Here is a 24,625-nt window from a genome sequence, read left to right as displayed (position 1 = left end):
AAGGGGCTGCTGTGTCACTCCACCGGGTCGGCATGCACCAGCACTTCGGCCTTGGGGTACTCCCGGCGGATCGCCGCCGCTGCCGCATCGCATAGCACGTGGGCCTCGGTCAGCGTCAAGGTGCCCGGCAGCTCCAGGTCCACCTGCACGAACCAGCGGTTGCCCGACACCCGGGTGCGCAGGTCATGCGCGCCCTGCACGCCAGGCACCGCGCACACCAGTGTCATCATCTGCTCGCTCACCTCGCCGGGCAGCTCCTTGTCCATCAGAATCGCCGAGCTTTCACGGGCGATCTGCAAGGCACTCCATAGAATGTACAGCGCGATGCCCAGGCCAAAGTACGCATCCACCTGTGGCCAGCCGAACCGCGCCAGCACCAGCGCGACCAGGATGCTGGCATTGAGCAGCAGGTCGGAGCGGTAGTGCAGCGAGTCGGCGCGCACGGCGGTCGAGCCGGTGAGGCGCACCACCCTGGCCTGCACCATCAGCAAGGCGACGGTCAGCCCCAGCGACAGCAGCATCACGACAATGCCCACCGTGGCATCACCCAGCGGCGTGGGGTTTTTCAGGCGTTCGACCGCCTGTACGCCGATCAGTACCGCACTCACCCCGATGAACAGCGCCTGGGCCATGCCGGCCAGTGCCTCGGCCTTGCCGTGCCCGTAGCGATGATCGTCATCGGCCGGGCGCAGGGCATAGCGCACCGCGAGCAGGTTGAGGAACGAGGCCACGCCGTCGAGCATCGAGTCGGTCAGGCCGGCCAGCAGGCTGACCGAGCCGCTGAGCCACCAGGCCACCGCCTTGCTCACGATCAGGATGCTGGCGACCCCGAGCGAGGCATTGGTCGCCAGGCGCAGCAGGCGGGCGTGTTCGGCGCTGGTGTTCATCGGTCGTCCTTGTGCGGGCGGTCAGGCGGCGGGCTTGAGGCCGTACATCGCCAGTTGTTCAACGCTGCCCTTGTGCTGGATCAGGCGCGGGTCGTTCAGCGGCAGGCGCTGGCCCAGCTCGCTCTCCAGGATGGCCTGCAGGCGCACCTTGTCGACCTTGCCATCGGCAGCGATGGCCTTGTTCAGCGTGTGCGGGTCGACCTGGGCGGTCTTGCCGCCGGGCAGGTAGATGGCGCCGGTGGCAAAGTCGACGCCGAAGGCGATCAGCCCGGGGATCACGTAGAACAGGATACCGATGGCATCCAGTGCCACGATCACCGGATCGACCTTGCCTTCGATCTGGCCGCGACGGTCGGGAAAGAACAGGGTGCCGCAAGCCGTCAGCTGGGTCAGCAGGGCAGCAACCACGGCACCGCCGATAAGGCGTGAAGGAATACGCATGTGAATCTCCGCAAAGTAGGCCGCACCGCTACCGGCGAAATGCCGGAGGGTGCAGCTAAGACCATGATAAGGCAGGCTCGGTTCGCCGTTATACTCGGCCGATTGTTCGAGGGCTACCATGAATTCATTACCGATCGATGCCGTGCTGCCGGCCTTGCGCACCGCCTTGCAGCAGCGCCACGAAGCCGTGCTCGAGGCACCGCCGGGCGCCGGCAAGACCACCCGCGTGCCACTGGCCCTGCTCGATGAGCCGTGGCTGGCCGGCCAGCGCATCCTGATGCTCGAACCGCGCCGGCTGGCTGCCCGCGCGGCAGCCGAGCGGCTGGCCAGCGAACTGGGCGAGGCGGTGGGCGAAACCGTCGGTTACCGCATTCGCCTGGACAGCAAGGTCGGCCCGCGCACCCGCATCGAAGTGGTCACCGAAGGCATCCTCACCCGGCGCCTGCAGGACGACCCGGCGCTGGACGGGGTGGGCCTGTTGATCTTCGACGAATTTCACGAGCGCAGCCTGGATGCCGACCTGGCCCTGGCCCTGAGCCTCAACGGCCGCGAGCTGCTGCGTGACGAGCCGCCGCTGAAGATCCTGCTGATGTCCGCCACGCTGGAAGGGCAGCGCCTGTCTGCGTTGCTCGACGACGCCCCGTTAATCAGCAGCGAAGGGCGCATGTACCCGGTGCAGATGCGCTGGGGGCGGCCGTTCCAGCCCGGCGAGTTCGTCGAGCCGCGGGTGGTCGACACGGTGTTGCAGGCGCTGGCCGACGAGCCGGGCAGCCTGCTGGTGTTCCTGCCTGGCCAGGCCGAGATCCGCCGTGTGCACCAGGCCTTGCAGGAGGCACTGGGTGAGCGGCGCGAGATCCTGCTGTGCCCGCTGCACGGTGAACTCGATCTCGCGGCCCAGCGCGCCGCCATCGAGGCGCCGGCCGCGGGCCTGCGCAAGGTGGTGCTGGCGACCAACATCGCCGAAACCAGCCTGACCATCGACGGCGTGCGGGTGGTGATCGACGCCGGGCTGGCGCGGGTGCCGCGTTTTGACCCCGGCAGCGGCATGACCCGCCTCGATACCCAGCGCATCTCGCGCGCCAGCGCCACCCAGCGGGCCGGGCGCGCCGGACGCCTGGAACCGGGCGTGTGCTATCGGCTGTGGTCCGAGGCCCAGCATGACCAACTGGCTGCCTACGGCAGCGCCGAGATCCTGCAGGCCGACCTTGCCGGGCTGGCCCTGCAATTGACCCGCTGGGGCGTGGCCCCGGCGCAGCTGTGCTGGCTCGACCTGCCACCGGCGGCGGCCTATGCCCAGGCCCAGGACCTGCTGGTGCGCCTGGGGGCGCTCAGGCCGGGGCAGTTGCTGGCGCTGACCGAGCATGGTCAGGCCATGGCCGAGTTGCCGGCACACCCGCGCATCGCACACCTGCTGCTGCGGGGCCAGGACCTTGGCCTGGCACAGATGGCCTGCGATGTGGCGGCACTGCTGGGCGAGCGCGACATTCTGCGCGGGGCGGGCGCCGACCTGCACAGCCGGCTGGCCCTGCTCAGTGGCGAAACCCGTGCAGCCCGAGGAGGGCAGGGCGGGGTGCAGCGGGCGCGACAACTGTCCCGTCAGTACCGCAGCTACCTGCGCGGCAAGGCCGGCGCGGCCGTGGCCGACCCCGAACATTCCCGCTGGCTCGGTGCCTTGCTGGCGCTGGCCTACCCCGACCGGGTCGCCCAGCAGCGCCGTGCCGGCGGCGCCGAGTACCGGCTGGCCAACGGGCGTGCGGCGCTGTTCGGTGAGGCCGACGCGCTGATGAAGCAACCCTGGCTGGTGATCGCCGACCTCGGCAGCCGCCAGGGGCAGCGCGAAGAGCGCATCTACCTGGCGGCCGAATTCGACCCGGCGCTGTTCGACGACGTGCTCGCCGAGCAGGTGCGCCACGTGGATCAACTGGACTGGGACGAGCGTGAGAACGTGCTGCGTGCCGAGCGCCAGCGCAGGGTCGGCGAACTGGTGCTCAGCCGCGAGCCGCTGACCGGGCTGGGCGAGGATGCGCGTGCGCGGGCGCTGCTTGACCTGGTGCGGCGCAAGGGCCTGGAGCTGCTGCCCTGGACCCCGGAACTGCGCCAGTGGCAGGCGCGGGTGGCACTGTTGCGCGGGCTGGATGTTGCGGCTGCAGGCCAGAGCGAATGGCCTGACCTGAGCGACGCGGCCTTGCTGGCCAGCCTTGAGCACTGGCTGCAACCCTACCTGGGCAAGGTCACCCGGCTCAGTCATTTTGCCCAGCTCGACCTGTCGTCCATCCTGCGCAACCTGCTGCCCTGGCCGCTGCCGCAGCGCCTGGACGAATGGGCGCCGGTGCACATCGGCGTGCCCTCGGGTTCCAACATCCGCCTGGACTACAGCGAGACGCCGCCGATTCTGGCGGTGCGCTTGCAGGAACTGTTCGGCCTGGCCGAAACCCCGCGCATCGCCCAGGGCCGCCAGCAGGTGTTGCTGCACCTGCTGTCACCGGCACGGCGCCCGGTGCAGGTGACCCAGGACCTGGCCAATTTCTGGCGCAGCACCTACGCCGAAGTGAAGAAGGACCTCAAGGGCCGCTACCCCAAGCACTACTGGCCGGACGACCCGCTGGTGGCCGAAGCCACCGCGCGGGCCAAACCGCGCAAGTAGCCGCTAGGGCGGCGTCGGCAACAGCAGGCGCGCGCTCAGCGGCAGGTGATCGGAAATCTGCAGGGTGTCCTGCTGCAGCACCCGGGCGCTCAGGCGCTGCAGCTTGGGGCTGTGGAACAGGTAGTCCAGGGTGCGGTCCGGGCCGTTCAGGCGCGGGTCGTTGGGGTAGTGGGTCAGCCAGGCGCTGCGCTCGGCACCACCGGCTTCGGCGTTGCTGGGGATCATCGGATACTTGTCCCACAGCAAGTGCAGGTCGCTGTCGGCGCCATAGTGCTGGCGCTGCTCGGGGGTGAGCCGGCGGTACTGGCCCAGCGGCAGCAGGTTGAAGTCGCCACCGATCAGCCACGGCGTGCCCTGGCTTTCCAGCTTGTCGAGCAGCGCGCCGAGCTGGCGCACCTGCTGGCGCTGGATATCGTTGCCGGGAACGAAGGGCGCCAGGTGCGTGTTGAGCACCGCCAGCGAGCCGCCATCACGCAGCGGCAGGTAGCTGGCCAGCACCGCCTGTTGCGGCTGCAGCAGGCGGCTCAGGGCGTTGTCGGGGGCCGAGGGCAGGGCCAGGCGTTCGGCCTGCTGGATGGGGTAGCGGCTCAGGGTCGCCAGGCCGCGGCCGACGCTGCCGAACACATGCCGGTCGGGCACGAAGTCCGCCTTCCAGTCGTAGGCCTGCACCGAACAGGGGTAGAGGTCGGCCAGGCGCTCGCGCAGCAGGGCCAGCTGGTCCTGGTAGGCGCTGGCCTTGGCGTTGGTGTCCAGTTCCTGCAACAGCACGATGTCGGGGTTGTCGGCGCGGATCACCCGCGCCACCTCGTCGAGGTTGAACGCCAGGTCCTGTTCGGTAGGGCGGGTGTCACTGCCCCGGCCTTCGTCATACCAGAACACGTAGCCCTTGCCGGCCAGGTACTGGATGTTCCAGCTCATGACCTTGAGCATCTGGCCCGGCACCAGCGGCGTGGCCGTGCCACGGCAGGCCACCGGCAGGGCCTCGCGCGGCTCGGGTTGCCAGCTCAGGTGACTGGCCAGCAGCCACAGCAGGGCAAGTATCAGCAGCAGGGTCAGCAGGGCATTGCGCAGTAGTCGGATCATCGGCTCGGCTTGGCGTCGCAGGTGAACCCGCAGCATACCCGAGCCGTTCGTCGCCTGCTTGGTTCAGCTCGGGTCGCGGGCCAGCGGCGGCTCGGTGACCAGCATGAACATGCGAAAGCTCACCAGGGTGCTGAACAGGGTGAGGAAGCCGTTGAAGCTGCCCACCAGCAGTTCCAGCCATAGCTCGGGCTCTTCGCCGATCAGGCTGCGGGTCAGCGCATCGATCAGCCACAACGGGATCATGGCCACGATCATGCACACCAGGATCTGCCAGAAGTGGCCCTTGCACAGCTCGAAGCTCTGACGCATGGCCGGCAGCGGTTGCAGGCCGCGCAGCACCAGCAGGTACTCGGCGAACACCAGGTTGACCATCACCCAGATGCCCGGAAGGATGAACAGCGCGCAGCCGGCCACGATCAGCAGCAGGCAGACGATCATCAGCAGCGCGAACGAGGGCCACAGGCGCAGCGACATGGCCAGCAGGTCGCGCTTGCGCGGCTCTTCACCCTGGCTGCGGGCGTCCAGGTAGAGGATCAGTGCGCCGCTGTAGAGCGGGTAGAACACCAGGCCCAGCAGCATGCCGTAGGCCAGGGTACGGGTCTGGCTGCCGAACTGTGCATAGATCGCCTGGGCCAGCAGCGTTTCGATGACGATCAGCGGCAGGCACAGCTTGGCGATGCTCAGCAGGTGGCGGCGGAAGAAATACAAGGAGTCTTGCAGAACGCTAAGCGGATTCATCAGTCGATATCGCAGTGACAGAGCAGGCCGCTACTTTAGCCCAGCGGTCGAACCTGAACAAAGTTTCATGCCGCGGGCCGATTGAATCGCCCATGCTGGAACCCCATCTAGTGCTCACCTGTAATCCCCCGGCTATCCAGTGAGGTCGCCCCATGAACCACGAAGAACAAACCTTGATCGACGGCCTGTTCGGCCGCCTCAAGCAAGCCGAGAGCGAAGGCGCACCGCGTGATGCCCAGGCCCAGGCGCGCATTGCCGAGCACCTGCAGCAACAGCCGTCGGCCCCTTACTACATGGCCCAGGCGATTCTGGTGCAGGAGGCCGCGCTCAAGCGCCTCGATGAACAGAACAGGCAATTGCAGGCCGATCTGAACCAGGCCCGCGCACAGGTGGCGGCCACTGCGCCGAGCAGCGGCGGCTTCCTGTCGAGCATCTTCGGCGGGGGGGCACGGCAACCCGAGCCGCAGCCGCAGCGCGCGGCCCAGCCGGCCCCGGCACCTGCCACCAGTGGTGGTGGCTGGCGTGAACCGGCCAGCGGCTTTGGCGGGCCCGGCGTGGCCCCTCAGCAGCAGGGTTTCAACGCCGCGCCCCAGGCCGCACCGGCCCGCGGCGGCGCCAGCAGCTTTCTGGGCGGTGCACTGCAGACCGCCGCCGGCGTGGCAGGCGGGGTGATGCTGGCGCAGGGCATCAGCAGCCTGTTCGGCCATCATTCGTCGCAGCCCCAGGAAGTCACCGAGATCATCAACGAAGCGCCGGCACCGGCCAGCGACAGCGGCTGGGGCGGCAACGACGAACAGCGCCTGACCGCCGACAACGGTGGCTACGACAATGATCAGGGCGGCTTCATGGACACCGACTACGGTGACGATGGCGGCGGCTTCTTTTCGGACGACGACTCCTTCGTCTGAGCCGCGCACATACCCGTACTGCCGTCAGGCTGGCATACTGGGCGCCGAAACGGCCCCGGTATGCGGGACCGGCCCCTGGCGTGACGAGGAAGTGCGGTGAAGAAGATTGCGGTGTTCGCCGATGTCCAGAACCTCTACTACACCGTGCGCCAGGCCTATGGTTGTCATTTCAACTACGCCGCCTTCTGGGCGCACGTCAGCCAGGACGGCGAGATCGTCGAGGCGGTGGCCTATGCCATCGACCGCGGCGACAGCAAGCAGCAGCAGTTTCAGCAGATCCTGCGCAACCTCGGTTTCACGGTCAAACTCAAACCCTATATCCAGCGCAGCGACGGCTCGGCCAAGGGCGACTGGGACGTGGGCATCACCCTGGACGTGATCGACGCCGCCTCGCGGGTCGACGAAGTGGTGCTGGCCTCCGGCGATGGCGATTTCGACCTGCTGCTGGAACGGGTGATCAACCGTCATGGCGCCGAAGCGGTGGCCTATGGCGTACCGGGGCTCACCGCCAACTCGCTGATTCGCGCCGCCACCCGCTATGTGCCCATCGAAGGCGCACTCCTGCTCAAGCACTGAGAGCTACCCGAGGTTTTTGTGGAACGTATTGCGGTCATCGACTTTGAAACCACCGGCATCTCGCCGGGTGCCTACTGCCGCGCCACCGAAGTGGCGGTGGTGATGCTCGAACGCGGGCGCATCGTCGATCGCTACCAGAGCCTGATGAATGCCGGCGTGCCGGTACCGGCCTTTGTCGCCGGGCTGACCGGCATCACTACCGCCATGCTGCGCAGTGCGCCGGCCAATGCGCAGGTGATGAACGAGGTGGCCGAGTTCGTCGGCAGCACGCCCTTGCTGGCGCACAACGCCTCGTTCGACCAGAAGTTCTGGGACTACGAACTGAGCCTGATCGGACGCTCGCGGGTGCAGTCGTTCGCCTGTTCGATGCTGCTCTCGCGGCGCCTGCTGCCGGCTGCGCCGAACCACAAGCTCGGCACCCTGACGCGCTGGGCCGGGCTGCCCGACACCGGCACCGCTCACCGGGCCATGGCCGATGCCGAGATGGCCGCCAACCTGGCCCAGCACCTGGCCGGCGAACTGCGCCAGCGCCACGGTATCAGCGAGGTGTCGCACCCGCTGTTCTGCAGCCTGCAGAAGGTCCCGGCAGCCAAGGTTGCCGAAACCCTCAAGCGCTACCGCTAGGCTTTCTTGCCGTTGCTGTCGAGCTGGCCGAGCGGCACCCGTCGCTCTACCGCGCTGGACAGGATGATCGAGGTCTTGCTGAACCCGAACTGCGCCACGTGGTTGATCAGCTCTTCGAGTTCCGGCATCGAGCCGACCGCCGCCTGCATGATCACGCACGGATCGCCGGTGACCCGGTGGCACTCGGTGATCTGCGGGATACGCGCCAGGTCCTCATAGGTCTGCTGGTTGCCGTGGCTGGCCAGGCGCAGCTCGATCACGCACTGGATCGGCAAGCCGATCCGGCTCATGTCGACCTTGGCCTGGTAGCCGGTGATGACCCCGCTGGCCTCGAGCTTGGCCACCCGCTCGGCCACTGCCGGGGCCGACAGGTTGACCTTGCGCGCCAGTTCGGCGAAGGAGGCGCGGCCGTTGTCGAGCAAGGCGGCGAGGAGCATGCGATCGTACTTGTCCATGGGGCGCGGGTACCAGGTGTTGAAACGATGGCGAATCGGGCAAACATCCGTTTTTTCGAAAGTCTGGTGGCCGTATAAACAGGGTTTGTAACTTAAAATTACCCGTTTGGCTTTCTAAACTACAGCTCCAAAACCCTGATTTCGAGCCTCCCATGCCTGCCTCCCGTCGCTTTCCGCTGGTGCTGATCGGTGCCTTCCTGGCCTTGTACCTGGTGTGGGGGTCGACCTATCTGGTGATCCGCATCGGTATCGAGTCGTGGCCACCGCTGCTGATGGCCGGGGTGCGCTTTCTGATTGCCGGCAGCCTGCTGTATGGCTTTCTGCGCTGGCGCGGGGTGCCGGCGCCCAGCTGGGCGCAATGGAAGGCCGCCGGGGCCATCGGCATATTGCTGCTCAGCTGCGGCAACGGCGGCGTGACCCTGGCCGAACATGCGGGCGTGGCGTCCGGGGTCGCAGCCCTGGCGGTGGCGACCGTGCCGCTGTTCACCCTGGTGTTCGGGCGATTTTTCGGGCACCGCAACACGCGTCTGGAATGGGCCGGTATCGGCCTTGGCCTGGCCGGCATCGGCCTGCTCAACCTGGGCTCCAACCTGCAGGCCAGCCCGCTGGGCGCGGCGCTGATCCTGTTTGCTGCAGCGTCCTGGGCCTTCGGTTCGGTGTGGAGCAAGAGCCTGCCGCTGCCGGCCGGGCCGATGGCCAGTGCCGCCGAAATGCTGGTGGGCGGCGCGGCGCTGCTGCTGGGCAGCGCGCTCAGCGGTGAACGCATGACCCAGATGCCGACCGCTGCCGGCTGGGGGGCGTTGCTCTACCTGGTGTTCTTCGGTTCGATCCTGGCCTTCAGTGCCTACATGTACCTGCTCAAGCATGTGCGCCCGGCGGCGGCCACCAGCTATGCCTACGTCAACCCGGCGGTGGCGGTGCTGCTGGGCATCCTGTTCGCTGGCGAGCAGATCGGCGTGGAGGAGTGCGTGGCGATGGCGGTGATCATCGGCGCGGTGGTGTTGATCGGCGTTCCGCAATGGCGCAAGGTGCCGGCCAGCGTGGCCACCCCGGCTGACGCCTTGAGGGGTGAGTTGTCCAAGTGAAGCGTCGTATTGCCATGGCAGGCTTGTTGGTTGGGATGCTGTCCGGTTGTGATGAACAGGAAGTCGGCCTGGAGTTTCAGGTATCGGTTATCGACAATTACGCCCACGGCCATGCAGACCGGTATTACGCCGAAGCGGTCCGTAACCTGCTGGCCGAACAGCAGATCGACCTGGCCCGAGTGGAAATGTGGGCCGATGACGAGACCCCTTGGGTGGTGAACCTGCGCATGCCAGGCGACGTATTGACCCCGGCGCGGCGTGAGGCTCTGCAGGCGACGGTCGACGCCGTGCTGGCTGCGCGCCAGGCAGTCACCGGCAACGTCACCCTGACCCTCGCGGATCAACCTGACCAGCCGATCGCGTTGCGGTTGGCCTTCCCCAACGATGTCGCGATCAAGAGCCATCCTACGCTCAGCGAAGCGATGCGCTCGCTGATCGAGAACACGGCGCGCGGCGAGGTCGATTGCCGGGTCCCGGTGAGGCTCAGGGCCAACCTGCCCTTCGAGGTGCTCGACTACAGTCAGGGCGTGATGACGCTGCGCACCCCGGACCAGAAGCTCAGGCGCACGCCGGTGCGCCTGGAGTTCGCTGATGGCGGGTTGCGTAGTCAGGTAGCGCGTGGCCAGGTAGCCGTCAGCTTCAGCCGCGAGAAGGACCGCGACCACATGATCTTCGAACTGGGGTCGCTGGGCATGCACAGCTGGACGCCGATGTCGGCGCGCGATTCGAGCCTGAACGAGATCTACGGCCTGTGCCGTTCGCGCGCCAGCCAGCTGGGCAGGCCGCTGTCGCTGTTTGTCGGCAATGGCCTGGATCGCCTGACGTACGTGTACCTGCCGCCTGTGGATTGAAGCTCGGTGAACCCGCGCGAACAGGGTAAACTTGCGCCATTGCTGAATTCCCCAGACGGTATTGCCATGACATTCGCCAAACTTGGCCTGATTGAACCCTTGCTGCGCGCGCTCGAGCACCTCAAGTACACCACCCCGACACCGGTGCAGGCGGCGGCCATCCCGGCCGTGCTGGCCGGCCGCGACCTGATGGCGGCGGCGCAGACCGGCACCGGCAAGACTGCCGGCTTCGCCCTGCCACTGCTGCAGCGCCTGGTGATGGAAGGCGAGAAGGTCGCCAGCAACTCGGTACGAGCGCTGGTGCTGGTGCCGACCCGCGAGCTGGCCGAACAGGTGCACGCCAATATCGTCGAGTACGCCGAACACCTGCCGCTGCGCACCTACGCGGTGTACGGCGGGGTGAGCATCAACCCGCAGATGATGAAACTGCGCAAGGGCATCGACCTGCTGGTGGCCACGCCCGGGCGCCTGCTCGACCTGTTCCGCCAGAACGCGGTCAAGTTCAACCAGTTGCAGGCGCTGGTGCTCGACGAGGCCGACCGCATGCTCGACCTGGGCTTTGCCGAAGAGCTGCGCTCGATCTACGCGGCGTTGCCGGTCACGCGCCAGACGCTGCTGTTTTCCGCAACCTTCTCCGACGAGATCCGCCTGATGGCCAGGCAGATGCTCGATGACCCGCTCAGCGTCGAGGTCAGCCCGCGTAACGTGGCGGCCAGCAGCGTCAAGCAGTGGGTCGTGCCTGTGGACAAGAAGCGCAAGCCCGAGCTGTTCATGCACCTGCTGCGCAAGCAGCGCTGGAAGCAGGTGCTGGTGTTCGCCAAGACCCGCAACGGTGTGGATGCGCTGGTGGAGCGCCTGCAGGCGCAGGGCGTGAACGCCGACGGCATCCATGGCGATCGCCCCCAGGCCACGCGCCAGCGTGCGCTGGACAGCTTCAAGGCGCGCGAGATCCAGATCCTGGTGGCCACCGATGTGGCGGCGCGCGGGCTGGATATCGACGACTTGCCGCTGGTGGTCAACTTCGATTTGCCGATCGTGGCCGAGGACTACATTCACCGTATCGGGCGTACCGGGCGTGCGGGCAATACCGGCGAAGCCATTTCGCTGGTGTGTGCCGACGAGGTGAACATGCTGTCGGCCATCGAGATGCTCACGCGCAAGACCTTGCCGCGCCATGAGGAGCCGGATTTCGTGCCGGAGCACCGGGTGCCGGAAACCGACGCCAGCGGGCAGGTGGTGAAGAAGCCGAAGAAACCGAAGAAGCCCAAGCAGGGCAGCGGCAAGGGCAGCCTGGGGCGCTGGACCGACAGCGGGGATACCCCCGCAGCCGCGCCGCAGGTCAAGCCGGTGCGCAAGGTGCCGACGTTCAATACCGGGCCGCGCAAGCGCAAGCCTTGATTGGGCACGGGCTGCGCTGCAGCCCTTTCGCCGGCAAGGCCGGCTCCTACAAGGGCTGTGCGTACCCTATAGGCGCCGGCCTCACCGGCGCAGCCACTCCAGCACCCCCAACCCCGCCCTTCGCCCACTGGCAAAGCACGCCGTCAGCAGGTAGCCGCCGGTCGGTGCCTCCCAGTCGAGCATCTCGCCCGCACAGAACACCCCCGGCAACCGGGTCAGCATCAGGTGCCGATCCATCGCCTCGAACTTCACGCCGCCGGCGCTGCTGATCGCCTCGTCCAGCGGGCGCGGTCGTACCAGCGTGATCGGCAACGCCTTGAGCGCTGCCGCCAGGCGCGCCGGGTCGGCAAACACCTCGGGCCCGGTCAGCTCGCGCAGCAGCGCCGCCTTCACCCCGTCCAGGCCCAGCTGACCGTGCAGGTGCCTGGCCATCGAGCGCGAACCACGGGGTTTGCGCAACGCCGCCTCGATCTTGTCCACAGGCCGGTTCGGCAGCAGGTCGAGCAGCACCGTCGCGCTACCTTCGCGGTTGATCGCTTCACGAATCTGCGCCGACCAGGCATACACCAGGCTGCCCTCGACGCCGCCCTCGGTCAGCACGAACTCGCCCAGGCGCGGCGCCTGGCCGGCCAGGCTCAGGGCGATGTTCTTCAGCGGTGCACCGGCGAACCTGCCCTTGAGCACGTCGCTCCAACCCGTTACCTCGAAGCCGCTGTTGGCTGCCTGCAACGGCGAGATATCCACACCCCGCGCCTGCAGCCAGGGCAGCCAGGCAGCGTCCGAGCCCAGCCGCGCCCAGCTGCCGCCGCCCAGCGCCAGCACCACGGCATCGGCCTGCACGCTCACCTCGCCCTGTGGACAAGTGATCCGCAGGGCGCCGTCGGCATCCCAGCCGTGCCAGCGATGCCGGGTGTGGATAACCACCCCGGCATCGCGCAGGCGCTTGAGCCAGGCGCGCAGCAGCGGGGCGGCCTTCATGTCGCGCGGAAACACCCGGCCGGATGTCCCCACGAAGGTGTCGATGCCCAGGCCGTGGATCCATGCGCGCAGCGCGTCTGCATCGAAGCCGTCGAGCAGGCGCGCGATGTCGTGTTCGCGTTCTGCATAGCGCGAGATGAACGCGGGGTAGGCTTCGGAATGGGTGATGTTCATGCCGCCCACGCCCGCCAGCAGGAACTTGCGCCCCACCGAGGGCATGGCGTCGTACAGGTCTACCCGCACACCGGCCTGGCTGAGGACCTCGGCGGCCATCAGCCCGGCCGGCCCGCCTCCGATAATGGCAACGTGGGGGGCGGTGGTTGGGGGAGTATCGGTCATGGGCGGCTGCAGGCTGGGGATAAAAGAGCGGGCATTCTACCCGACACGGCCCCGCCCAGGCACTGTACAAAAAACGATCAGTACGGTGCAGGCCCCGTGCCACAAGGGCCGGATGGGCTTGCGCTCAGGTTATCCACAGGCAGCTCCACAGTCATTGTGGGTAATCGAGTACCCGTTGTGCGCTGTGGTGCAGGATGCCGTGGCGTCGGGCCAGGGCGTGGCGGTCCTTGCTGTAGCCGCCGCCGATCAGGCCAACCACCGGGATATCGCGCCCCAGGCAGTGGCGCAGCACGGCTTCGTCGCGGGCAGCGACGCCTGCGTCGGTCAGTTGCAGGTAGCCCAGCGCATCGTCCTTGTGCACGTCCACGCCGGCGTCGTACAGCACCAGGTCGGGCTGGTACAGCGGCAACAGGTAGTTCAGCGCGTCGTGCACCACCTTCAGGTAGTCGGCGTCGCCCATGCCGCGCGGCAACGGGATGTCCCAGTCGCTCTGGGCCTTGCGTGCCGGAAAGTTCTGTTCGCAGTGCAGCGACACGGTGATCGCGTCCGGGGTGTCGTGCAGGATGCGCGCGGTGCCATCGCCCTGGTGCACGTCGCAGTCGAAGATCAGCACCCGGTGCACGCGCCCGGCTTCGAGCAGGTAGCGGCTGATCACCGCCAGGTCGTTGAAGATGCAGAAGCCGGCCGGGTGATCGTAGTGGGCGTGGTGCGTGCCGCCGGCCAGGTGGCAGGCGATGCCATGCTGCAGGGCCTGTTCGGCGGCCAGCAGCGAGCCGCCGACCGCGCGCACGGTGCGCCGTGCCAGCGCTTCGCTCCAGGGCAGGCCCAGGCGACGCTGGTCTTCGCGGCTCAGGTCGCCATTCATGTAGCGCTCGATGTAGCCCCGCTCGTGGGCCAGGGCGAGGATGTCGCTGGGGCAGAGCTCGGGGCGCAGCAAGGCCGCATCGGTGGTCAGGCCGCTGTCGACCAGGTGGTCGCGCAACAGGCGGAACTTGTCCATCGGGAAGCGGTGCCCGGCAGGAAACTCCGGGCTGTAGTCGTCGTGGTAGATCAGGGGCAGGGGCATGGCAGCTTCTAACCGGGGCAGGCCTCGATCTTGCCAGTTGCTGTACAGCCAGCGCCAGCGATCTACACTGCGCGCAGGTTCTCGACAGGGGTGCACCCATGCTGGCTTCCTGGACGTTCTGGGCGATTCTGTCGGCGATATTCGCCGCCTTGACCGCCATATTTGCCAAGGTTGGCGTGACCGGCATCCATTCGGACTTCGCCACCCTGCTGCGCACGGTGGTGGTGCTGGTGAGCCTGGCGCTGATTCTGTTCGCCACCGGCCAGTACCAGTCACTGGGGGCGATCTCGCCGCGCAGCTACCTGTTCCTGCTGCTGTCGGGGCTGGCCACCGGCGCCTCGTGGATCTGCTACTTCCGCGCGCTGCAGCTGGGGCAAGCCTCGCAGGTAGCGCCTGTGGACAAACTCAGCGTGGTGCTGGTGGCGGTGCTCGGCGTTACCCTGCTGGGCGAGCGGCTCGACCTGCGCCAGTGCGGCGGCATCAGCCTGATCACTCTGGGCGTAGTGATGCTGGCATGGCGTTAGCGTGCAGAGGTATTGCCGGTAACTCCAGCGGTGCCTTCAGCGGTGCCTGCAGCGCGGTGCGGCCATAGAAGCACAGCGCGGTCGGCAGGCAGGTCAGCCAGACGAAGATCCCCGCCCAGAAGGTGTGCGACATGTAGTGCCAGCCCTGCATCACGCGGGTGGTGCCGTACACCATGCCCAGCAGCACGATGAACCCCAGCAGCTTGCGTGCGTGCGCCCAGCGCCAGCGGCGGGCCACGAAGTACAGCGCCATCAGGGTGAAGCCGCTGGAGGCATGCCCGCCGGGCCAGCAGCGCCCGTCACCGGCCTTGTGCAGCAGGTCGAACTGTTGGTACCACTCCAGGCGCGGATGGGTACCGCCGTAGAATGTGGTCTCTACCGGGCAGTACACCCCGGTGTGGCTCTTGAGGTAGTGAATGATGGCGGTGCACAGTGCGAATGCCACCACCACGAACAGCAGGTCGCACCGGTGCCGGGTGGTGAAGCGCAGTACGCCGGCAATGCGGCTGCGTTGCAGCAGCCGGGTGGCGGCGGCCTGCGGATGGCGGGCGAAAAGCGGCCACACGAAGGACAGCAGGGCGCCGATCAGTGCGGCTTCGCCTGTCCAGTTGGGCAGGATGCGGGGCCACTTGTGGGTCACTTTCTCGAACCAGGCGTCGTGCAGCAGGGTGAACTGGCCGCTGGCCGAGTCGATGAACAACTGGCTGAACCAGCGGTCGAGGCCGGTGAGGTCGAAGGCCACGAACACGACCAGTGCCAGCAGCAGGGGCAGGCCCAGGTGGGTGAGGTAGAACGACTGGCGTGGCGACATGCTCATTGCTCCGCCCTGGCCAGCAGCTTGCGCCATTCGGGGGCGTTCATGCGGCCGAGGATTCTCGGTTTGCCGCTGGCGCCCACCGAGACGAATACGGCTTCGGCGTAGGCGCTGGAGCGTTCGCCACCGGGCACGTTCAACTGGCGTTCGAGCTGGTCGATGCAGCCGCTGTGGGTCACCAGCACCAGGTTGCGCTCGGCGGCCTTGCGCGCCAGGGCGTTGTCGGCGAACCCCTTGTTGCATTGCTGCAGCCAGTCCTCACTGGCCGCCAGCTTGCCGAACATGAAGTGTGCGGTTTGCTGGGTGCGGGTCAGGGGGCTGGCCAGTATGTCGGCATGCTCCAGGCCCAGGCGCTGCAGCCCTTCGCCCACCTGCGCCGCAGCCTGGCTGCCCGCCTGGGTGATACCTTGTGGATCATCCAGGCACGGGTTGCGCGAGCGGTCGCAACGCTCGGCATGCCGCACCAGCACGATGACTTCACCTTTGGCCCAGTCGGCATACACACCGCTGTTGCGCATCTGTCTTTCGCTACCCAGGTCCACGATCGCCAACCCTCTGACCAGCCACAGGCTTGAAACGGCCAGTGCAAGCAAGGTGCACAGGCCCAGCAGGAACGTCGCCGAAGGCAGGCGTCGTCGTCGCCCCGGACGGGCTGGGATCAAGGTCTGGTCGAGTACTGCATCGTGCAACATGGGGCCGCTCCGGCTACCGCGAGAATGTGTGCACGGTAAGCAACGGCCTGTGGTGAATCGGTGAAGGCGATGTGAAAGCCTTGTGGGGCAAGGGGCAACAGCACGTTGCAGTTTCAATTCCATGAAGTAACAAGCCCAATCTCGGGCCTGGTGGCACTGGACGGCGATCGGCGTGTCACCGGCCTGGAGCTGGGCGCCACCGGGCGCATCACCGATGCCTGGGCAGTGTGGGCCGGCTACACCTACCTGGATGCCGAAGTGGTGAAGGCCGGTGGCAACGGCGTCAACGACGGCAACCAGCCCACGTTCATCGCGCCCGACAGCTTCAGCCTGTGGACCTCCTTCGACATCGATGCACGCAGGGCAGTCGGGGCTGGCGTCAACTACATGGGCCTGCCTACGCTGTACACTGCAAGGCAGTGATCACGGAGCAGGCAATGACCCCGATACTTGAACTGGAGAGCGCGCGGCTGCGGCTGCGCCAGTGGCAGGACGACGACCTCGCCGAGTTCGCCGCCCTGTGTGCCGACCCACTGGTGATGCAGTACTTCCCGGCGCCGCTGAGCCGGGTCGAAAGCGCCGCACTGATTGGCCGCATTCGCGGCCATTTCGCCGAGTACGGGTTCGGCCTGTGGGCCCTGGAGCGCCAGGACAGCGGGGCGTTCATCGGCATGACCGGCTTGCTCAATGTGAGCTTCGATGCGCCGTTCACCCCGGCGGTAGAGATCGGCTGGCGCCTGGCGCGGCGCCACTGGGGCCAGGGCTTCGCCAGCGAGGCGGCCTGGACCTGCCTGCGTTGTGCGTTCGCCCAGCTGGGCCTGGACGAAGTGGTGTCGTTCACTACACAGGGCAATCTGCCGTCGCAGAAGGTGATGCAGGCCATCGGCATGCAGCCCGATCCGCTGGGCGACTTCGAGCACCCGCGCCTCGAGCCCGGCCACCCCTTGCGCCCCCACGTGCTGTATCGGATCAACCGCGCCCAGTGGCAGGCCACCTTGCATGGCTGAATCGCAGAACATACAGGCCGCCAATGACAAACCCTGTATTATTTGCGCCCTGGGCCTTGCTTTGGAGAATCTCGAATGAGCCACGTGTTGGACGATCTGGTCGACCTGTTGAGTCTGGAGGCGATCGAGGAAAACCTGTTCCGCGGACGCAGCCAGGACCTGGGCTTTCGTCAGCTGTACGGGGGCCAGGTACTGGGCCAGTCGCTGTCGGCGGCCAGCCAGACGGTCGAAGAGGCGCGCCACGTGCATTCGTTGCACGGCTATTTTCTGCGTCCGGGCGATGCGTCGATGCCGGTGGTGTATTCGGTGGACCGCGTGCGTGACGGCGGCAGCTTCAGCACCCGCCGGGTGACGGCGATCCAGAAGGGCCAGCCGATCTTCACCTGCAGCGCCTCGTTCCAGTACGACGAGGAAGGCTTCGAGCACCAGGGCCAGATGCCCCAGGTGGTCGGCCCCGAGAACCTGCCGTCGGAAGTGGAACTGGCCGAGCGCATGGCCGATCAGTTGCCCGAGCATATTCGCGACAAGCTGCTGTGCGCCAAGCCCATCGAAGTGCGCCCGGTGACCGAGAAGGACCCCTTCAACCCCAAGCCCGGCGACCCGGTGAAGTACGCGTGGTTTCGTGCCGACGGCAACCTGCCCGACTCCCAGGCGCTGCACAAGTACATGCTGGCATACGCCTCGGACTTCGGCCTGCTGACCACTTCGCTGATGCCCCATGGCAAGTCGGTGTGGCACCGCGACATGCAGCTGGCCAGCCTCGACCATGCGCTGTGGTTTCACGGCAACCTGCGCGCCGATGACTGGCTGCTGTACGCCATGGACAGCCCGTGGGCGGGCAATGCGCGCGGCTTTGCCCGTGGCAGCATCTTCAATCGCGCCGGGCAGCTGGTGGCCTCGTCGTGCCAGGAAGGCCTGATTCGCCATCGCAAGGACTGGGCATGAGCCTGCGCTCGATTCGTCACTGGGTGTTCGACATGGACGGCACCCTGACCGTTGCCGTACATGACTTTGCGGCCATTCGCGTGGCGCTGGACATCCCGGCGCAGGACGACATTCTTACCCATCTGGCGGCCCTGCCTGCGGCAGAGGCGGCGGCCAAGCATGCCTGGCTGCTGGAGCACGAGCGCGAACTGGCAGTGGCCTCGCAGGCGGCGCCGGGGGCGGTGGCGCTGGTGCGCGAGCTGGCGGCGCGGGGCTGCCGGCTGGGGATCCTGACGCGCAATGCGCGCGAGCTGGCGCATGTGACGCTGGAGGCGATCGGCCTGGCCGACTGCTTCCCGGTGCAGGACATCATCGGCCGCGACGAGGCTCCGCCCAAGCCGCACCCGGGCGGGCTGCTGCAACTGGCCCAGGCGTGGGACGTGGCACCGGCGCAGATGGTGATGGTCGGTGACTATCGCTTCGATCTGGACTGCGGGCGTGCGGCGGGTGCGCGCACGGTGCTGGTGAATGTGCCGCAGAACCCGTGGCCGCAGCTGGTGGATTGGCATGCGGCTGATTGTGGGGTGTTGCACGGGATGCTGGAGTAGGTCCGTGCTGGCCTCTTCGCCGGCCTTGCCGGCGAAGAGGCCCGGATCATCAACCCAGGCCTTCGATCAGAACGCCCAGCGCGTAGTCAGCATCAGGTTGCGCGCTTCGCCATAGTAGGTGGTGTCGAAGTTGCCCAGCCCTGCCAGGTAGCGCTTGTCGAACACGTTGTTGGCGTTGAGCGTGAAGCTCAGGTGGTCGTTGTACTGGTAGCGGCCCATCAGGTCGATCAGGGTGTAGCCACCCTGCTTGATGAAGGTGTAATCCTTCACCGTAGGGCTGTAGATCTGGCCGTAGAACGCGCTCTGCCAGTTCACCCCGCCACCCACCGTGACCTTGTCCAGCGCCCCCGGCAGGCGGTAGGTGGTGAACAGCCGCAGCAGTTGCTCAGGCTTGGTAGTGCTCATCGGCGAGCCGAAGATGCGCTGGTGGTCCTTGTCGCGAGAACGCGCATAGGTATAGCCGGCCGACAGGTTCCAGCCCTCCTGCAGTTCGCCGGCAATCTCCAGCTCCACGCCCTCGGTGGTTGCGCCGCGGGTGGCCTTGTAGATCCCCTCGTTGGTGTTGGTGGTGCCGGTCTGCACCGCCACGTTGTCCTGCTCGATACGGAACAGCGCCAGGCTGGCATTGAGCCGCCCCTCGAAGTAGGCCGCCTTCAGCCCTGTCTCGTAGCTGTCGCCCTCCACCGGATCCAGCGGGGTGCGGTTTGCGTCCTTGTAGGTCTGTGGTTGGTAGATCGAGGTGTAGCTGGCATACACCGAGTAGGTGTCGTCCAGGTCATACACCACGCCGGCATACGGGGTCACCACGCCATGCTGCTTGTAGCCGGCCTGGTTGTCGCTGAAGTACACCGGGTTGAGGCCGTCGTAATCGTAGTTGTCGTTGTACTTGAAGGTGCTGACGCGGGTGCCGAGGATCAGCGACAGGTCGTCGGTGGGGCGCAGGCGGGTGGCGATGTACGCGCCGTTCTGGCGCTTGGTCTGCTCGTACTTGCCGTTTTTCGGGAAGTCCGGCACGCCGATCTTGCCGTTCCATTCGTAGATGTTACCCGGTGTGCCGCCCAGGCTGGTGTCCCAGGTGGCGCCGGTCTGGCGCGAGTTGGCCGCGTTGAAACCCATCACCAGGTCGTGCTGGCGGCCCAGCAGGGTGAAGGGGCCGGACAGGTTGATGTCGGCGGTGTTCTGCACCCGGTGACCTTCCCAGCGGCCCCAGAACATGAACATGCCTTCGCCCGTGGCACGGTCGGGATTGCCGCCGCTGGCCGAGGCCAGGCGCGTGTCGTGGTCGCTCTGCAGCTGGTTGACGCTGAGCTTCAGGCTCCAGTCGTTGGCCAGCGCCTGCTCCAGCGAGGCGAAGTAGGTGCGGTTCTGGAAGTCGCGACGGCTCCAGTCGGCCCCCGGGTTGAACCGGCGCGAAAAGTCGGTGCGTCCGCCATCGGCGAAGTACACCGGGTTGCCGGTCCAGGAGGTGCCGCGCGGGGTGGTGGTCTGCTGGTCGATACCCACGCTCAGCAGGGTGTCGGGGGTGACGTCGACTTCGAGGATGCCGTAGTACACCTCTTTCTTCTGCTGGTAGTGGTCCTGGTAGCCCTTCCTGTCCTGCTGCGCGCCGACGAAGCGCCCGCGCACGCTGCCGCTGTCGTTCAACGGGCCGGAAACATCGCCTTCGCCACGGTAGTCGTCCCAACTGCCGGCGCTGCCCGACAGCGAGGCCTGGAACTGCGCGGTGGGTTTCTTGCGGATCAGGTTGACGGTGGCCGAAGGGTCGCCGGAGCCGGTCATCAGGCCGGTGGCCCCCTTGAGCACTTCGACGTGGTCGTAGATCGCCATGTCGACATGCGCGGTGCCTTCATCGTACACGCCGTCGTAGATGGTGTTGACGCCGTCGTACTGGAAGTTGGTGATGGCCAGGCCACGGCTGGAGAATTCGGTACGGTCGCTGTCGTAGGCCTGGGCGGAGACGCCGGGGGTGTTGCGCAGCACGTCGGTGATGCTCTGCGCGCCCTGGTCATCCATCTGCTGGCGGGTGACCACGGTGACCGATTGCGGGGTTTCGCGGATCGACAGCGGCAGCTTGGTGGCGGTGCGGGTGGCGGCGGTGGTGTAGGCGCCGGTGTTTTCGGTGGTCTCGCCAAGGGTATTGCTTTCGATGCTCGTGGCCCCCAGCTCGACGGCGCCGCCGTTGCCGGCTGGCACCAGCACGTAGCCGCCATTGGACTGGCGCTGGGCCTGCAGGCCGCTGCCCTCCAGCAGTCGCGCCAGGCCTTCATCGATGCTGTAGCTGCCCTGCAGGCCCGCCGATTGCAGGCCCTGGGTTTGCCGCGCATCGAACGACAGGGTGATGCTGGCGCGGGTGGCGAACAGGCTCAGCGCGGTGCCCAGCGGGCCTGCGGCGATCTGGAAGTGGGTGCTTGCGCTTTGTGCCAGGGCGTTTGACGGCAGCACCGCCAGCAATGGCAACGGTGCCAGCGGCAGGCTGAACAGTGCCAGGTGGACGGCGCGTAGCAGAGGGCGAGGCGCTCGCGGGCAAGGGGCGGACATGCAGGTTTTCCTTCGATTGGCTGGGCAGGGTCGCGGCTTTTTTTTCCGCTTTAACTGCGTAGCCGAATGAGAATGAAAATCGGCAACCCGTTTTTCGATGTTTTTTCAGACCGGCTCGACGCTCACCCAGTACCGCGTGAGGTAGCGCACCTTGACCGGCAGCGAGGTGCCCAGGTTCTGCAGGACGGTGTCGGTATCGTCGATGCGAAAGGCGCCGGACAGGCGCAGGTCGGCAATGCGCTCATCGCAGCGCAGCAGGCCGGGACGGTAGCGGCGCAGCTCCCTGATGAAGTCGGCCAGGCGCCACTCGATCACGGTCAGCATGCCGTCGGTCCAGGCACCGGTGCCGGGGGCCGCGCTACCGACCGCTCCGAGCTGATGCGCGTCGAAGCTCACGCTTTGCCCGCTGTCCAGGCGCAGCACTTGCCCGGGCTGATCGGCGGGGCGGACCTCCACGGCGTGCTCCAGTACGCTGACCCGGCTCAGGCCGCCCTCGCTGTGCACGCTGAAACGGGTGCCCAGGGCGCGGATGCGGCCTTCCGGGGTTTGCACCAGGAAGGGTCGGCCTGCGGCGTCGGCGGCGGTTTGCACCATGATTTCGCCGCTGTACAGGCGCAGCAGGCGCTGCTGGCCGTCGAATTCGATATCCAGCGCGGTGTCGGTGTTGAGTTCCAGTTGACTGCCATCGGCCAGTGTCACGTGGCGGCGCTGGCCCTTGCCGGTACGCAGCCCGGCCATCAGCTCGCGGCCCGTGTTGCTTTCGCGCACGGCCCAGCCGGTGATGCCCACGCCCATCAGCAGGGCCAGGGTCTTGAGCACGGCGCGGCGTCGTGCGCGTACACCGGCCAGGGTCGGCAGGGCCACGTCGGCGGGCAGGCGGCCAAGCTGGCGCTGCAGTTTTTCCACCCGCGCCCAGGCCTGGGCATGGGCCTGGCTCTTGCCCAGCCAGTCCCGCCAGGCCTGCACCTGGGCCTCGCTGGGCTGCGCGGCATTGAGCTTGACGTACCAGCTGGCCGCCGCCTCCAGGGTTGAGTAGTCCAGGGGCTGGGCCATGTCAGTCGTCCGTCAGCAGCAGGCAGTGGGTCATGGCGCGAATCATGTGTTTTTTCACCGTGGTCACCGACACGCCCATGCGCTCGGCGGTGGCCACGTAGCTCAGGCCCTCGAGCTGCACCGCCAGGAAGATCTGCCGGGTGCGTTCGCCCATGCCGTCGAGCAGGGTATCGACGGCCACCAGGGTTTCGAGAATCAGCAGGCGAGTCTCTGGCGACTCGACGACGCGCTCCGGGCGGGTGGCCAGCTCGGCGAGGTAGGCCTGTTCCAGGGCCTTGCGGCGAAACTTGTCGACCATCAGCGCATGGGCGATGGCGCCCAGGTAGCTGCGCGGTTCACGAATGGTCTGGGCATTGCGTGCGGTCAGCACCCGGATGAAGGTGTCCTGGGCAAGGTCTGCGGCATCGCTGGCGTTGCCCAGGCGCGCGCGCAGCCAGCTTTTCAACCAACCGTTGTGTTCGCTGTAGAGCGCGTGCAGGGCAGCGTGATCGGGTGCGGGCATGGCGCGGAGGATACTGAGTAATTGATAATTAGTCGCATTATTGTGGTTTGCCGGCGGATTGTGCAAGTGCTGGTGCTTGACCTGCGTCAGGCACGGGCGAAGACTGGTTGACCCTTTACAGACACGAGCGAGGCGCTTCCCATGAGCCACAAGGCCATTTACGTTCAACCCGGCGGCGGATATGACAAGGTGCAGGTGGGCACGTGCGAAGCGCCGGCGCCGCAGGCGGGCGAGATCACCGTGCGCCTGCGTGCCAACTCGCTCAACTACCACGACTTTGCCGTGGTCAGCGGCATGTGGGGGCCTGCCGAGCCGCGCATTCCGATGGCCGATGGTGCCGGTGAAGTGGTGGCCGTGGGCGCCGGGGTCAGCGAGTTCGCTGTCGGTGATGCGGTGGTCAGCACCTTCTTCCCCGACTGGCTGGATGGCGCGCCGCTGATCGAAGGCTTTGCCACGGTGCCGGGCGATGGCATCGACGGCTATGCCCGCGAGCAGGTGACGGCCGGTGCCACTTCGTTTACCCATGCGCCCAAAGGTTGGAGCCACGCCGAAGCGGCCACGCTGACCACTGCGGGCTTGACCGCCTGGCGTGCACTGATGGCCGACGACGCACTCAAGCCAGGTGACACGGTGCTGGTGCAGGGCACCGGCGGGGTGTCGATCTTCGCCTTGCAGTTCGCCAAGCTGGCGGGTGCCACGGTGATCGCCACCTCGTCCAGCGACGCCAAGCTCGAACGCCTCAAGGCCCTGGGCGCCGACCACCTGATCAACTACCGCACCACCCCGGCCTGGGGCGAGCAGGTGCGCAGCCTGACCCACAATCGTGGTGTGGACCATGTGATCGAGGTGGGCGGCCCAGCCACGCTGGAGCAATCGATGATTGCCGCGCGCATTGGCGGGCACATCTCGTTGATCGGTATCCTCACCGGCGTGGCGGGGCAGTTGCCGCTGGTGCAGGCGCTGGTGCGCCAGTTGCGCCTGCAGGGGGTACTGGTGGGTAGCCGTGCCCAGCAGCAGGCCATGGTGCGTGCCATCGACGCCAACGGCCTTCGCCCGGTGATCGACAAGCACTTTGGCCTGGAGCAGATCGCCGATGCGTTCCGCTATCAGGAAACCAACCAGCATTTCGGCAAGATCGTGCTGGATATCTGAGGCACGCCCCGACACGACAAAGCCCGCTTCTGGCGGGCTTTGTCGTGTCTGACTCGAGGAAATCAGGTAAGGCGGGTAGGCAGTTTCCTCAATTGGGATGAGAGGTGTCTTGACCACTGTGGAGCTGCTGTTCACCGCGGTTCATCTGGGGTTTCCTGGCGCGCCTGAGTGATCAACGGTAACGGAAGCCGAGTGAAGTTCGATAACGGGAATCCGCTGGCGATGATCAACTTGCATAAGCCACATCCCGGCAACGAGCTGAAGGCTTACATCAGATGCCAGGTTATTGAACACTTGAAAGCCGGAGGGTTGATTTGATGGGCACACTGTTGCATTACAGGGGGTATCACGGCTCCATTGAAGCCAGCCCAGAAGACAACTGTCTATACGGCAAGGTGCAGTTCATCCGGGCTCTGGTGAGCTATGAAGGAGAGACTGTGGCACAGTTGGACGCGGCATTTCGCGAGGCCGTGGATGACTATCTACGCACATGTGCAACATTGCATCAGGCTCCCGAAACCCCATGTAAAGGCTCATTCAATGTGAGGGTTGGCCATGACCTGCATTTGGCCGCCAGCGTGGTTGCCAACCGGCAGAGTATTTCGCTCAACGACCTGACGCGCCGGGCATTCACCGCCTACCTGAGTCACCATGAGTAGTACGATACGCTTGCAGCGCGCCTGAATACGCGCCACGACAAAGCCCGCTTCTGGCGGGCTTTGTCGTGGCTGGCGGTTG

Annotated in this window: 26 protein-coding genes and 1 pseudogene; 15 read left to right on the top strand and 12 right to left on the bottom strand. The window is 66.6% G+C overall.

The window, feature by feature from the left end:
* Positions 1-14: 14 nt before the first annotated feature.
* Positions 15-887, bottom strand: coding sequence for a cation diffusion facilitator family transporter (locus KH389_RS23465; protein ID WP_054916351.1), 873 nt, complete (start codon positions 885-887; stop codon positions 15-17).
* Positions 888-908: 21 nt separating this feature from the next.
* Entirely contained in the window at positions 909-1,328 is a 420-nt protein-coding gene (locus KH389_RS23460) for a hypothetical protein (RefSeq protein WP_043863875.1), read from the bottom strand.
* 118 nt (positions 1,329-1,446) lie between these two features.
* On the opposite strand from KH389_RS23460, the gene hrpB reads away from it, so the two are divergent.
* Positions 1,447-3,972, top strand: coding sequence for an ATP-dependent helicase HrpB (gene hrpB / locus KH389_RS23455; protein WP_213606365.1), 2,526 nt, complete (start codon positions 1,447-1,449; stop codon positions 3,970-3,972).
* A gap of 3 nt (positions 3,973-3,975) precedes the next feature.
* Here hrpB and KH389_RS23450 read toward each other — a convergent pair whose 3' ends face one another.
* Positions 3,976-5,055 (bottom strand): endonuclease/exonuclease/phosphatase family protein, encoded by a 1,080-nt coding sequence (locus tag KH389_RS23450; protein ID WP_213606363.1) that lies wholly within the window; start codon positions 5,053-5,055, stop codon positions 3,976-3,978.
* A 63-nt stretch (positions 5,056-5,118) separates the two neighbouring features.
* On the bottom strand, positions 5,119-5,793 hold the full coding sequence (locus KH389_RS23445; RefSeq protein WP_043863873.1) for a hypothetical protein: 675 nt from the start codon (positions 5,791-5,793) through the stop codon (positions 5,119-5,121).
* A 152-nt stretch (positions 5,794-5,945) separates the two neighbouring features.
* On the opposite strand from KH389_RS23445, the gene KH389_RS23440 reads away from it, so the two are divergent.
* The 3 genes from KH389_RS23440 to KH389_RS23430 all read left to right on the top strand — a co-directional run bounded on the left by KH389_RS23440 (position 5,946) and on the right by KH389_RS23430 (position 7,901).
* Positions 5,946-6,701 carry a DUF2076 domain-containing protein gene (locus tag KH389_RS23440; RefSeq protein WP_213606361.1) on the top strand — a complete coding sequence of 252 codons (756 nt, stop codon included), beginning with the start codon at positions 5,946-5,948 and terminating at the stop codon, positions 6,699-6,701.
* Between the two features lie 96 nt (positions 6,702-6,797).
* Positions 6,798-7,277, top strand: coding sequence for a LabA-like NYN domain-containing protein (locus KH389_RS23435; protein WP_043863871.1), 480 nt, complete (start codon positions 6,798-6,800; stop codon positions 7,275-7,277).
* 18 nt (positions 7,278-7,295) lie between these two features.
* Positions 7,296-7,901, top strand: a complete 606-nt coding sequence (locus tag KH389_RS23430; protein ID WP_043863870.1) for a 3'-5' exonuclease — start codon at positions 7,296-7,298, stop codon at positions 7,899-7,901.
* Here KH389_RS23430 and KH389_RS23425 read toward each other — a convergent pair.
* Positions 7,898-8,356, bottom strand: a complete 459-nt coding sequence (locus tag KH389_RS23425) for an Lrp/AsnC family transcriptional regulator (protein ID WP_043863869.1) — start codon at positions 8,354-8,356, stop codon at positions 7,898-7,900. The genes KH389_RS23430 and KH389_RS23425 overlap by 4 nt on opposite strands.
* Positions 8,357-8,508: 152 nt before the next feature.
* Between KH389_RS23425 and yedA the strand changes: the two genes are divergently transcribed.
* The 3 genes from yedA to KH389_RS23410 all read left to right on the top strand — a co-directional run bounded on the left by yedA (position 8,509) and on the right by KH389_RS23410 (position 11,690).
* A complete protein-coding gene (gene yedA / locus KH389_RS23420) occupies positions 8,509-9,441 on the top strand; it encodes a drug/metabolite exporter YedA (protein ID WP_058540581.1) in 933 nt (310 codons plus the stop codon).
* A complete protein-coding gene (locus tag KH389_RS23415) occupies positions 9,438-10,292 on the top strand; it encodes a hypothetical protein (protein WP_146094979.1) in 855 nt (284 codons plus the stop codon). Before yedA ends, KH389_RS23415 begins: the two co-directional genes overlap by 4 nt.
* Before the next feature lie 66 nt (positions 10,293-10,358).
* Positions 10,359-11,690 (top strand): RNA helicase RhlE1, encoded by a 1,332-nt coding sequence (locus KH389_RS23410; protein ID WP_213606359.1) that lies wholly within the window; start codon positions 10,359-10,361, stop codon positions 11,688-11,690.
* A gap of 81 nt (positions 11,691-11,771) precedes the next feature.
* Here KH389_RS23410 and KH389_RS23405 read toward each other — a convergent pair whose 3' ends face one another.
* Positions 11,772-13,007 carry a TIGR03862 family flavoprotein gene (locus KH389_RS23405; RefSeq protein ID WP_054916357.1) on the bottom strand — a complete coding sequence of 412 codons (1,236 nt, stop codon included), beginning with the start codon at positions 13,005-13,007 and terminating at the stop codon, positions 11,772-11,774.
* A gap of 151 nt (positions 13,008-13,158) precedes the next feature.
* On the bottom strand, positions 13,159-14,073 hold the full coding sequence (locus KH389_RS23400) for a histone deacetylase family protein (protein ID WP_054916358.1): 915 nt from the start codon (positions 14,071-14,073) through the stop codon (positions 13,159-13,161).
* Between the two features lie 98 nt (positions 14,074-14,171).
* Here KH389_RS23400 and KH389_RS23395 point away from each other — a divergent pair, with 98 nt between their 5' ends.
* Complete coding sequence (locus KH389_RS23395; RefSeq protein ID WP_213606357.1) at positions 14,172-14,597, top strand: EamA family transporter; 426 nt, start codon at positions 14,172-14,174, stop codon at positions 14,595-14,597.
* Here KH389_RS23395 and KH389_RS23390 read toward each other — a convergent pair.
* Positions 14,563-15,408, bottom strand: a complete 846-nt coding sequence (locus KH389_RS23390; RefSeq protein WP_213606355.1) for a phosphatase PAP2 family protein — start codon at positions 15,406-15,408, stop codon at positions 14,563-14,565. The two genes, KH389_RS23395 and KH389_RS23390, sit on opposite strands and share 35 nt — an antisense overlap.
* 2 nt (positions 15,409-15,410) lie before the next feature.
* Positions 15,411-16,103, bottom strand: a complete 693-nt coding sequence (gene pmrG / locus KH389_RS23385; protein WP_081315119.1) for a lipopolysaccharide core heptose(II)-phosphate phosphatase PmrG — start codon at positions 16,101-16,103, stop codon at positions 15,411-15,413.
* Positions 16,104-16,208: 105 nt separating this feature from the next.
* On the opposite strand from pmrG, the gene KH389_RS23380 reads away from it, so the two are divergent.
* From KH389_RS23380 to KH389_RS23365, 4 genes are all read left to right on the top strand, one after another.
* A complete protein-coding gene (locus tag KH389_RS23380) occupies positions 16,209-16,526 on the top strand; it encodes a TonB-dependent receptor domain-containing protein (RefSeq protein WP_213606353.1) in 318 nt (105 codons plus the stop codon).
* Positions 16,527-16,540: 14 nt separating this feature from the next.
* Positions 16,541-17,110 carry a GNAT family N-acetyltransferase gene (locus tag KH389_RS23375; protein ID WP_043863860.1) on the top strand — a complete coding sequence of 190 codons (570 nt, stop codon included), beginning with the start codon at positions 16,541-16,543 and terminating at the stop codon, positions 17,108-17,110.
* Between the two features lie 75 nt (positions 17,111-17,185).
* Positions 17,186-18,055: an acyl-CoA thioesterase II gene (tesB, locus tag KH389_RS23370; protein ID WP_043863859.1), complete on the top strand. Its 870-nt coding sequence runs from the start codon at positions 17,186-17,188 to the stop codon at positions 18,053-18,055.
* Entirely contained in the window at positions 18,052-18,642 is a 591-nt protein-coding gene (locus KH389_RS23365) for an HAD family hydrolase (protein ID WP_054916361.1), read from the top strand. The genes tesB and KH389_RS23365 overlap by 4 nt, the downstream gene beginning before the upstream one ends.
* Positions 18,643-18,708: 66 nt before the next feature.
* On the opposite strand, the gene KH389_RS23360 is transcribed toward KH389_RS23365, so the two are convergent.
* The 3 genes from KH389_RS23360 to KH389_RS23350 form a co-directional block, all read right to left on the bottom strand.
* Entirely contained in the window at positions 18,709-21,180 is a 2,472-nt protein-coding gene (locus KH389_RS23360) for a TonB-dependent siderophore receptor (RefSeq protein WP_213606351.1), read from the bottom strand.
* A gap of 105 nt (positions 21,181-21,285) precedes the next feature.
* Positions 21,286-22,233, bottom strand: a complete 948-nt coding sequence (locus tag KH389_RS23355) for a FecR domain-containing protein (RefSeq protein ID WP_213606349.1) — start codon at positions 22,231-22,233, stop codon at positions 21,286-21,288.
* A gap of 1 nt (position 22,234) precedes the next feature.
* On the bottom strand, positions 22,235-22,735 hold the full coding sequence (locus tag KH389_RS23350) for a sigma-70 family RNA polymerase sigma factor (protein ID WP_043863856.1): 501 nt from the start codon (positions 22,733-22,735) through the stop codon (positions 22,235-22,237).
* A 141-nt stretch (positions 22,736-22,876) separates the two neighbouring features.
* Between KH389_RS23350 and KH389_RS23345 the strand changes: the two genes are divergently transcribed.
* The 3 genes and pseudogenes from KH389_RS23345 (at position 22,877) to KH389_RS23340 (ending at position 24,546) form a co-directional block, all read left to right on the top strand.
* Positions 22,877-23,887, top strand: a complete 1,011-nt coding sequence (locus KH389_RS23345; protein ID WP_213606347.1) for a zinc-dependent alcohol dehydrogenase family protein — start codon at positions 22,877-22,879, stop codon at positions 23,885-23,887.
* Positions 23,888-24,058: 171 nt separating this feature from the next.
* A pseudogene (locus KH389_RS27430) lies at positions 24,059-24,205 on the top strand (type II toxin-antitoxin system HicA family toxin); the annotation flags it as partial.
* The gene (locus KH389_RS23340; protein ID WP_213606345.1) at positions 24,205-24,546 is read left to right on the top strand and encodes a type II toxin-antitoxin system HicB family antitoxin; all 342 of its coding nucleotides are present in this window, start codon (positions 24,205-24,207) and stop codon (positions 24,544-24,546) included. The pseudogene KH389_RS27430 and the gene KH389_RS23340, both read left to right, overlap by 1 nt.
* Positions 24,547-24,625: the final 79 nt, after the last annotated feature.

Source organism: Pseudomonas qingdaonensis, from assembly GCF_018398475.1.
Taxonomy (GTDB): domain Bacteria; phylum Pseudomonadota; class Gammaproteobacteria; order Pseudomonadales; family Pseudomonadaceae; genus Aquipseudomonas; species Aquipseudomonas palmensis.
Note: the sequence above shows the minus strand (reverse complement) of the source record. Positions and strands in the feature narration are given on the sequence as shown.

Coding starts and splice junctions, on each gene's coding strand:
- tesB (WP_043863859.1), top strand. CDS start 17,186: ATGAGCCACGTGTTGGACGATCTGGTCGACCTGTTGAGTCTGGAGGCG.
- KH389_RS23400 (WP_054916358.1), bottom strand. CDS start 14,073: ATGCCCCTGCCCCTGATCTACCACGACGACTACAGCCCGGAGTTTCCT.
- KH389_RS23440 (WP_213606361.1), top strand. CDS start 5,946: ATGAACCACGAAGAACAAACCTTGATCGACGGCCTGTTCGGCCGCCTC.
- KH389_RS23390 (WP_213606355.1), bottom strand. CDS start 15,408: ATGTCGCCACGCCAGTCGTTCTACCTCACCCACCTGGGCCTGCCCCTG.
- KH389_RS23340 (WP_213606345.1), top strand. CDS start 24,205: ATGGGCACACTGTTGCATTACAGGGGGTATCACGGCTCCATTGAAGCC.
- KH389_RS23365 (WP_054916361.1), top strand. CDS start 18,052: ATGAGCCTGCGCTCGATTCGTCACTGGGTGTTCGACATGGACGGCACC.
- KH389_RS23355 (WP_213606349.1), bottom strand. CDS start 22,233: ATGGCCCAGCCCCTGGACTACTCAACCCTGGAGGCGGCGGCCAGCTGG.
- KH389_RS23445 (WP_043863873.1), bottom strand. CDS start 5,793: ATGAATCCGCTTAGCGTTCTGCAAGACTCCTTGTATTTCTTCCGCCGC.
- KH389_RS23410 (WP_213606359.1), top strand. CDS start 10,359: ATGACATTCGCCAAACTTGGCCTGATTGAACCCTTGCTGCGCGCGCTC.
- KH389_RS23405 (WP_054916357.1), bottom strand. CDS start 13,007: ATGACCGATACTCCCCCAACCACCGCCCCCCACGTTGCCATTATCGGA.
- KH389_RS23425 (WP_043863869.1), bottom strand. CDS start 8,356: ATGGACAAGTACGATCGCATGCTCCTCGCCGCCTTGCTCGACAACGGC.
- KH389_RS23395 (WP_213606357.1), top strand. CDS start 14,172: ATGCTGGCTTCCTGGACGTTCTGGGCGATTCTGTCGGCGATATTCGCC.
- yedA (WP_058540581.1), top strand. CDS start 8,509: ATGCCTGCCTCCCGTCGCTTTCCGCTGGTGCTGATCGGTGCCTTCCTG.
- pmrG (WP_081315119.1), bottom strand. CDS start 16,103: ATGTTGCACGATGCAGTACTCGACCAGACCTTGATCCCAGCCCGTCCG.
- KH389_RS23360 (WP_213606351.1), bottom strand. CDS start 21,180: ATGTCCGCCCCTTGCCCGCGAGCGCCTCGCCCTCTGCTACGCGCCGTC.
- KH389_RS23450 (WP_213606363.1), bottom strand. CDS start 5,055: ATGATCCGACTACTGCGCAATGCCCTGCTGACCCTGCTGCTGATACTT.
- KH389_RS23460 (WP_043863875.1), bottom strand. CDS start 1,328: ATGCGTATTCCTTCACGCCTTATCGGCGGTGCCGTGGTTGCTGCCCTG.
- hrpB (WP_213606365.1), top strand. CDS start 1,447: ATGAATTCATTACCGATCGATGCCGTGCTGCCGGCCTTGCGCACCGCC.
- KH389_RS23345 (WP_213606347.1), top strand. CDS start 22,877: ATGAGCCACAAGGCCATTTACGTTCAACCCGGCGGCGGATATGACAAG.
- KH389_RS23375 (WP_043863860.1), top strand. CDS start 16,541: ATGACCCCGATACTTGAACTGGAGAGCGCGCGGCTGCGGCTGCGCCAG.
- KH389_RS23350 (WP_043863856.1), bottom strand. CDS start 22,735: ATGCCCGCACCCGATCACGCTGCCCTGCACGCGCTCTACAGCGAACAC.
- KH389_RS23465 (WP_054916351.1), bottom strand. CDS start 887: ATGAACACCAGCGCCGAACACGCCCGCCTGCTGCGCCTGGCGACCAAT.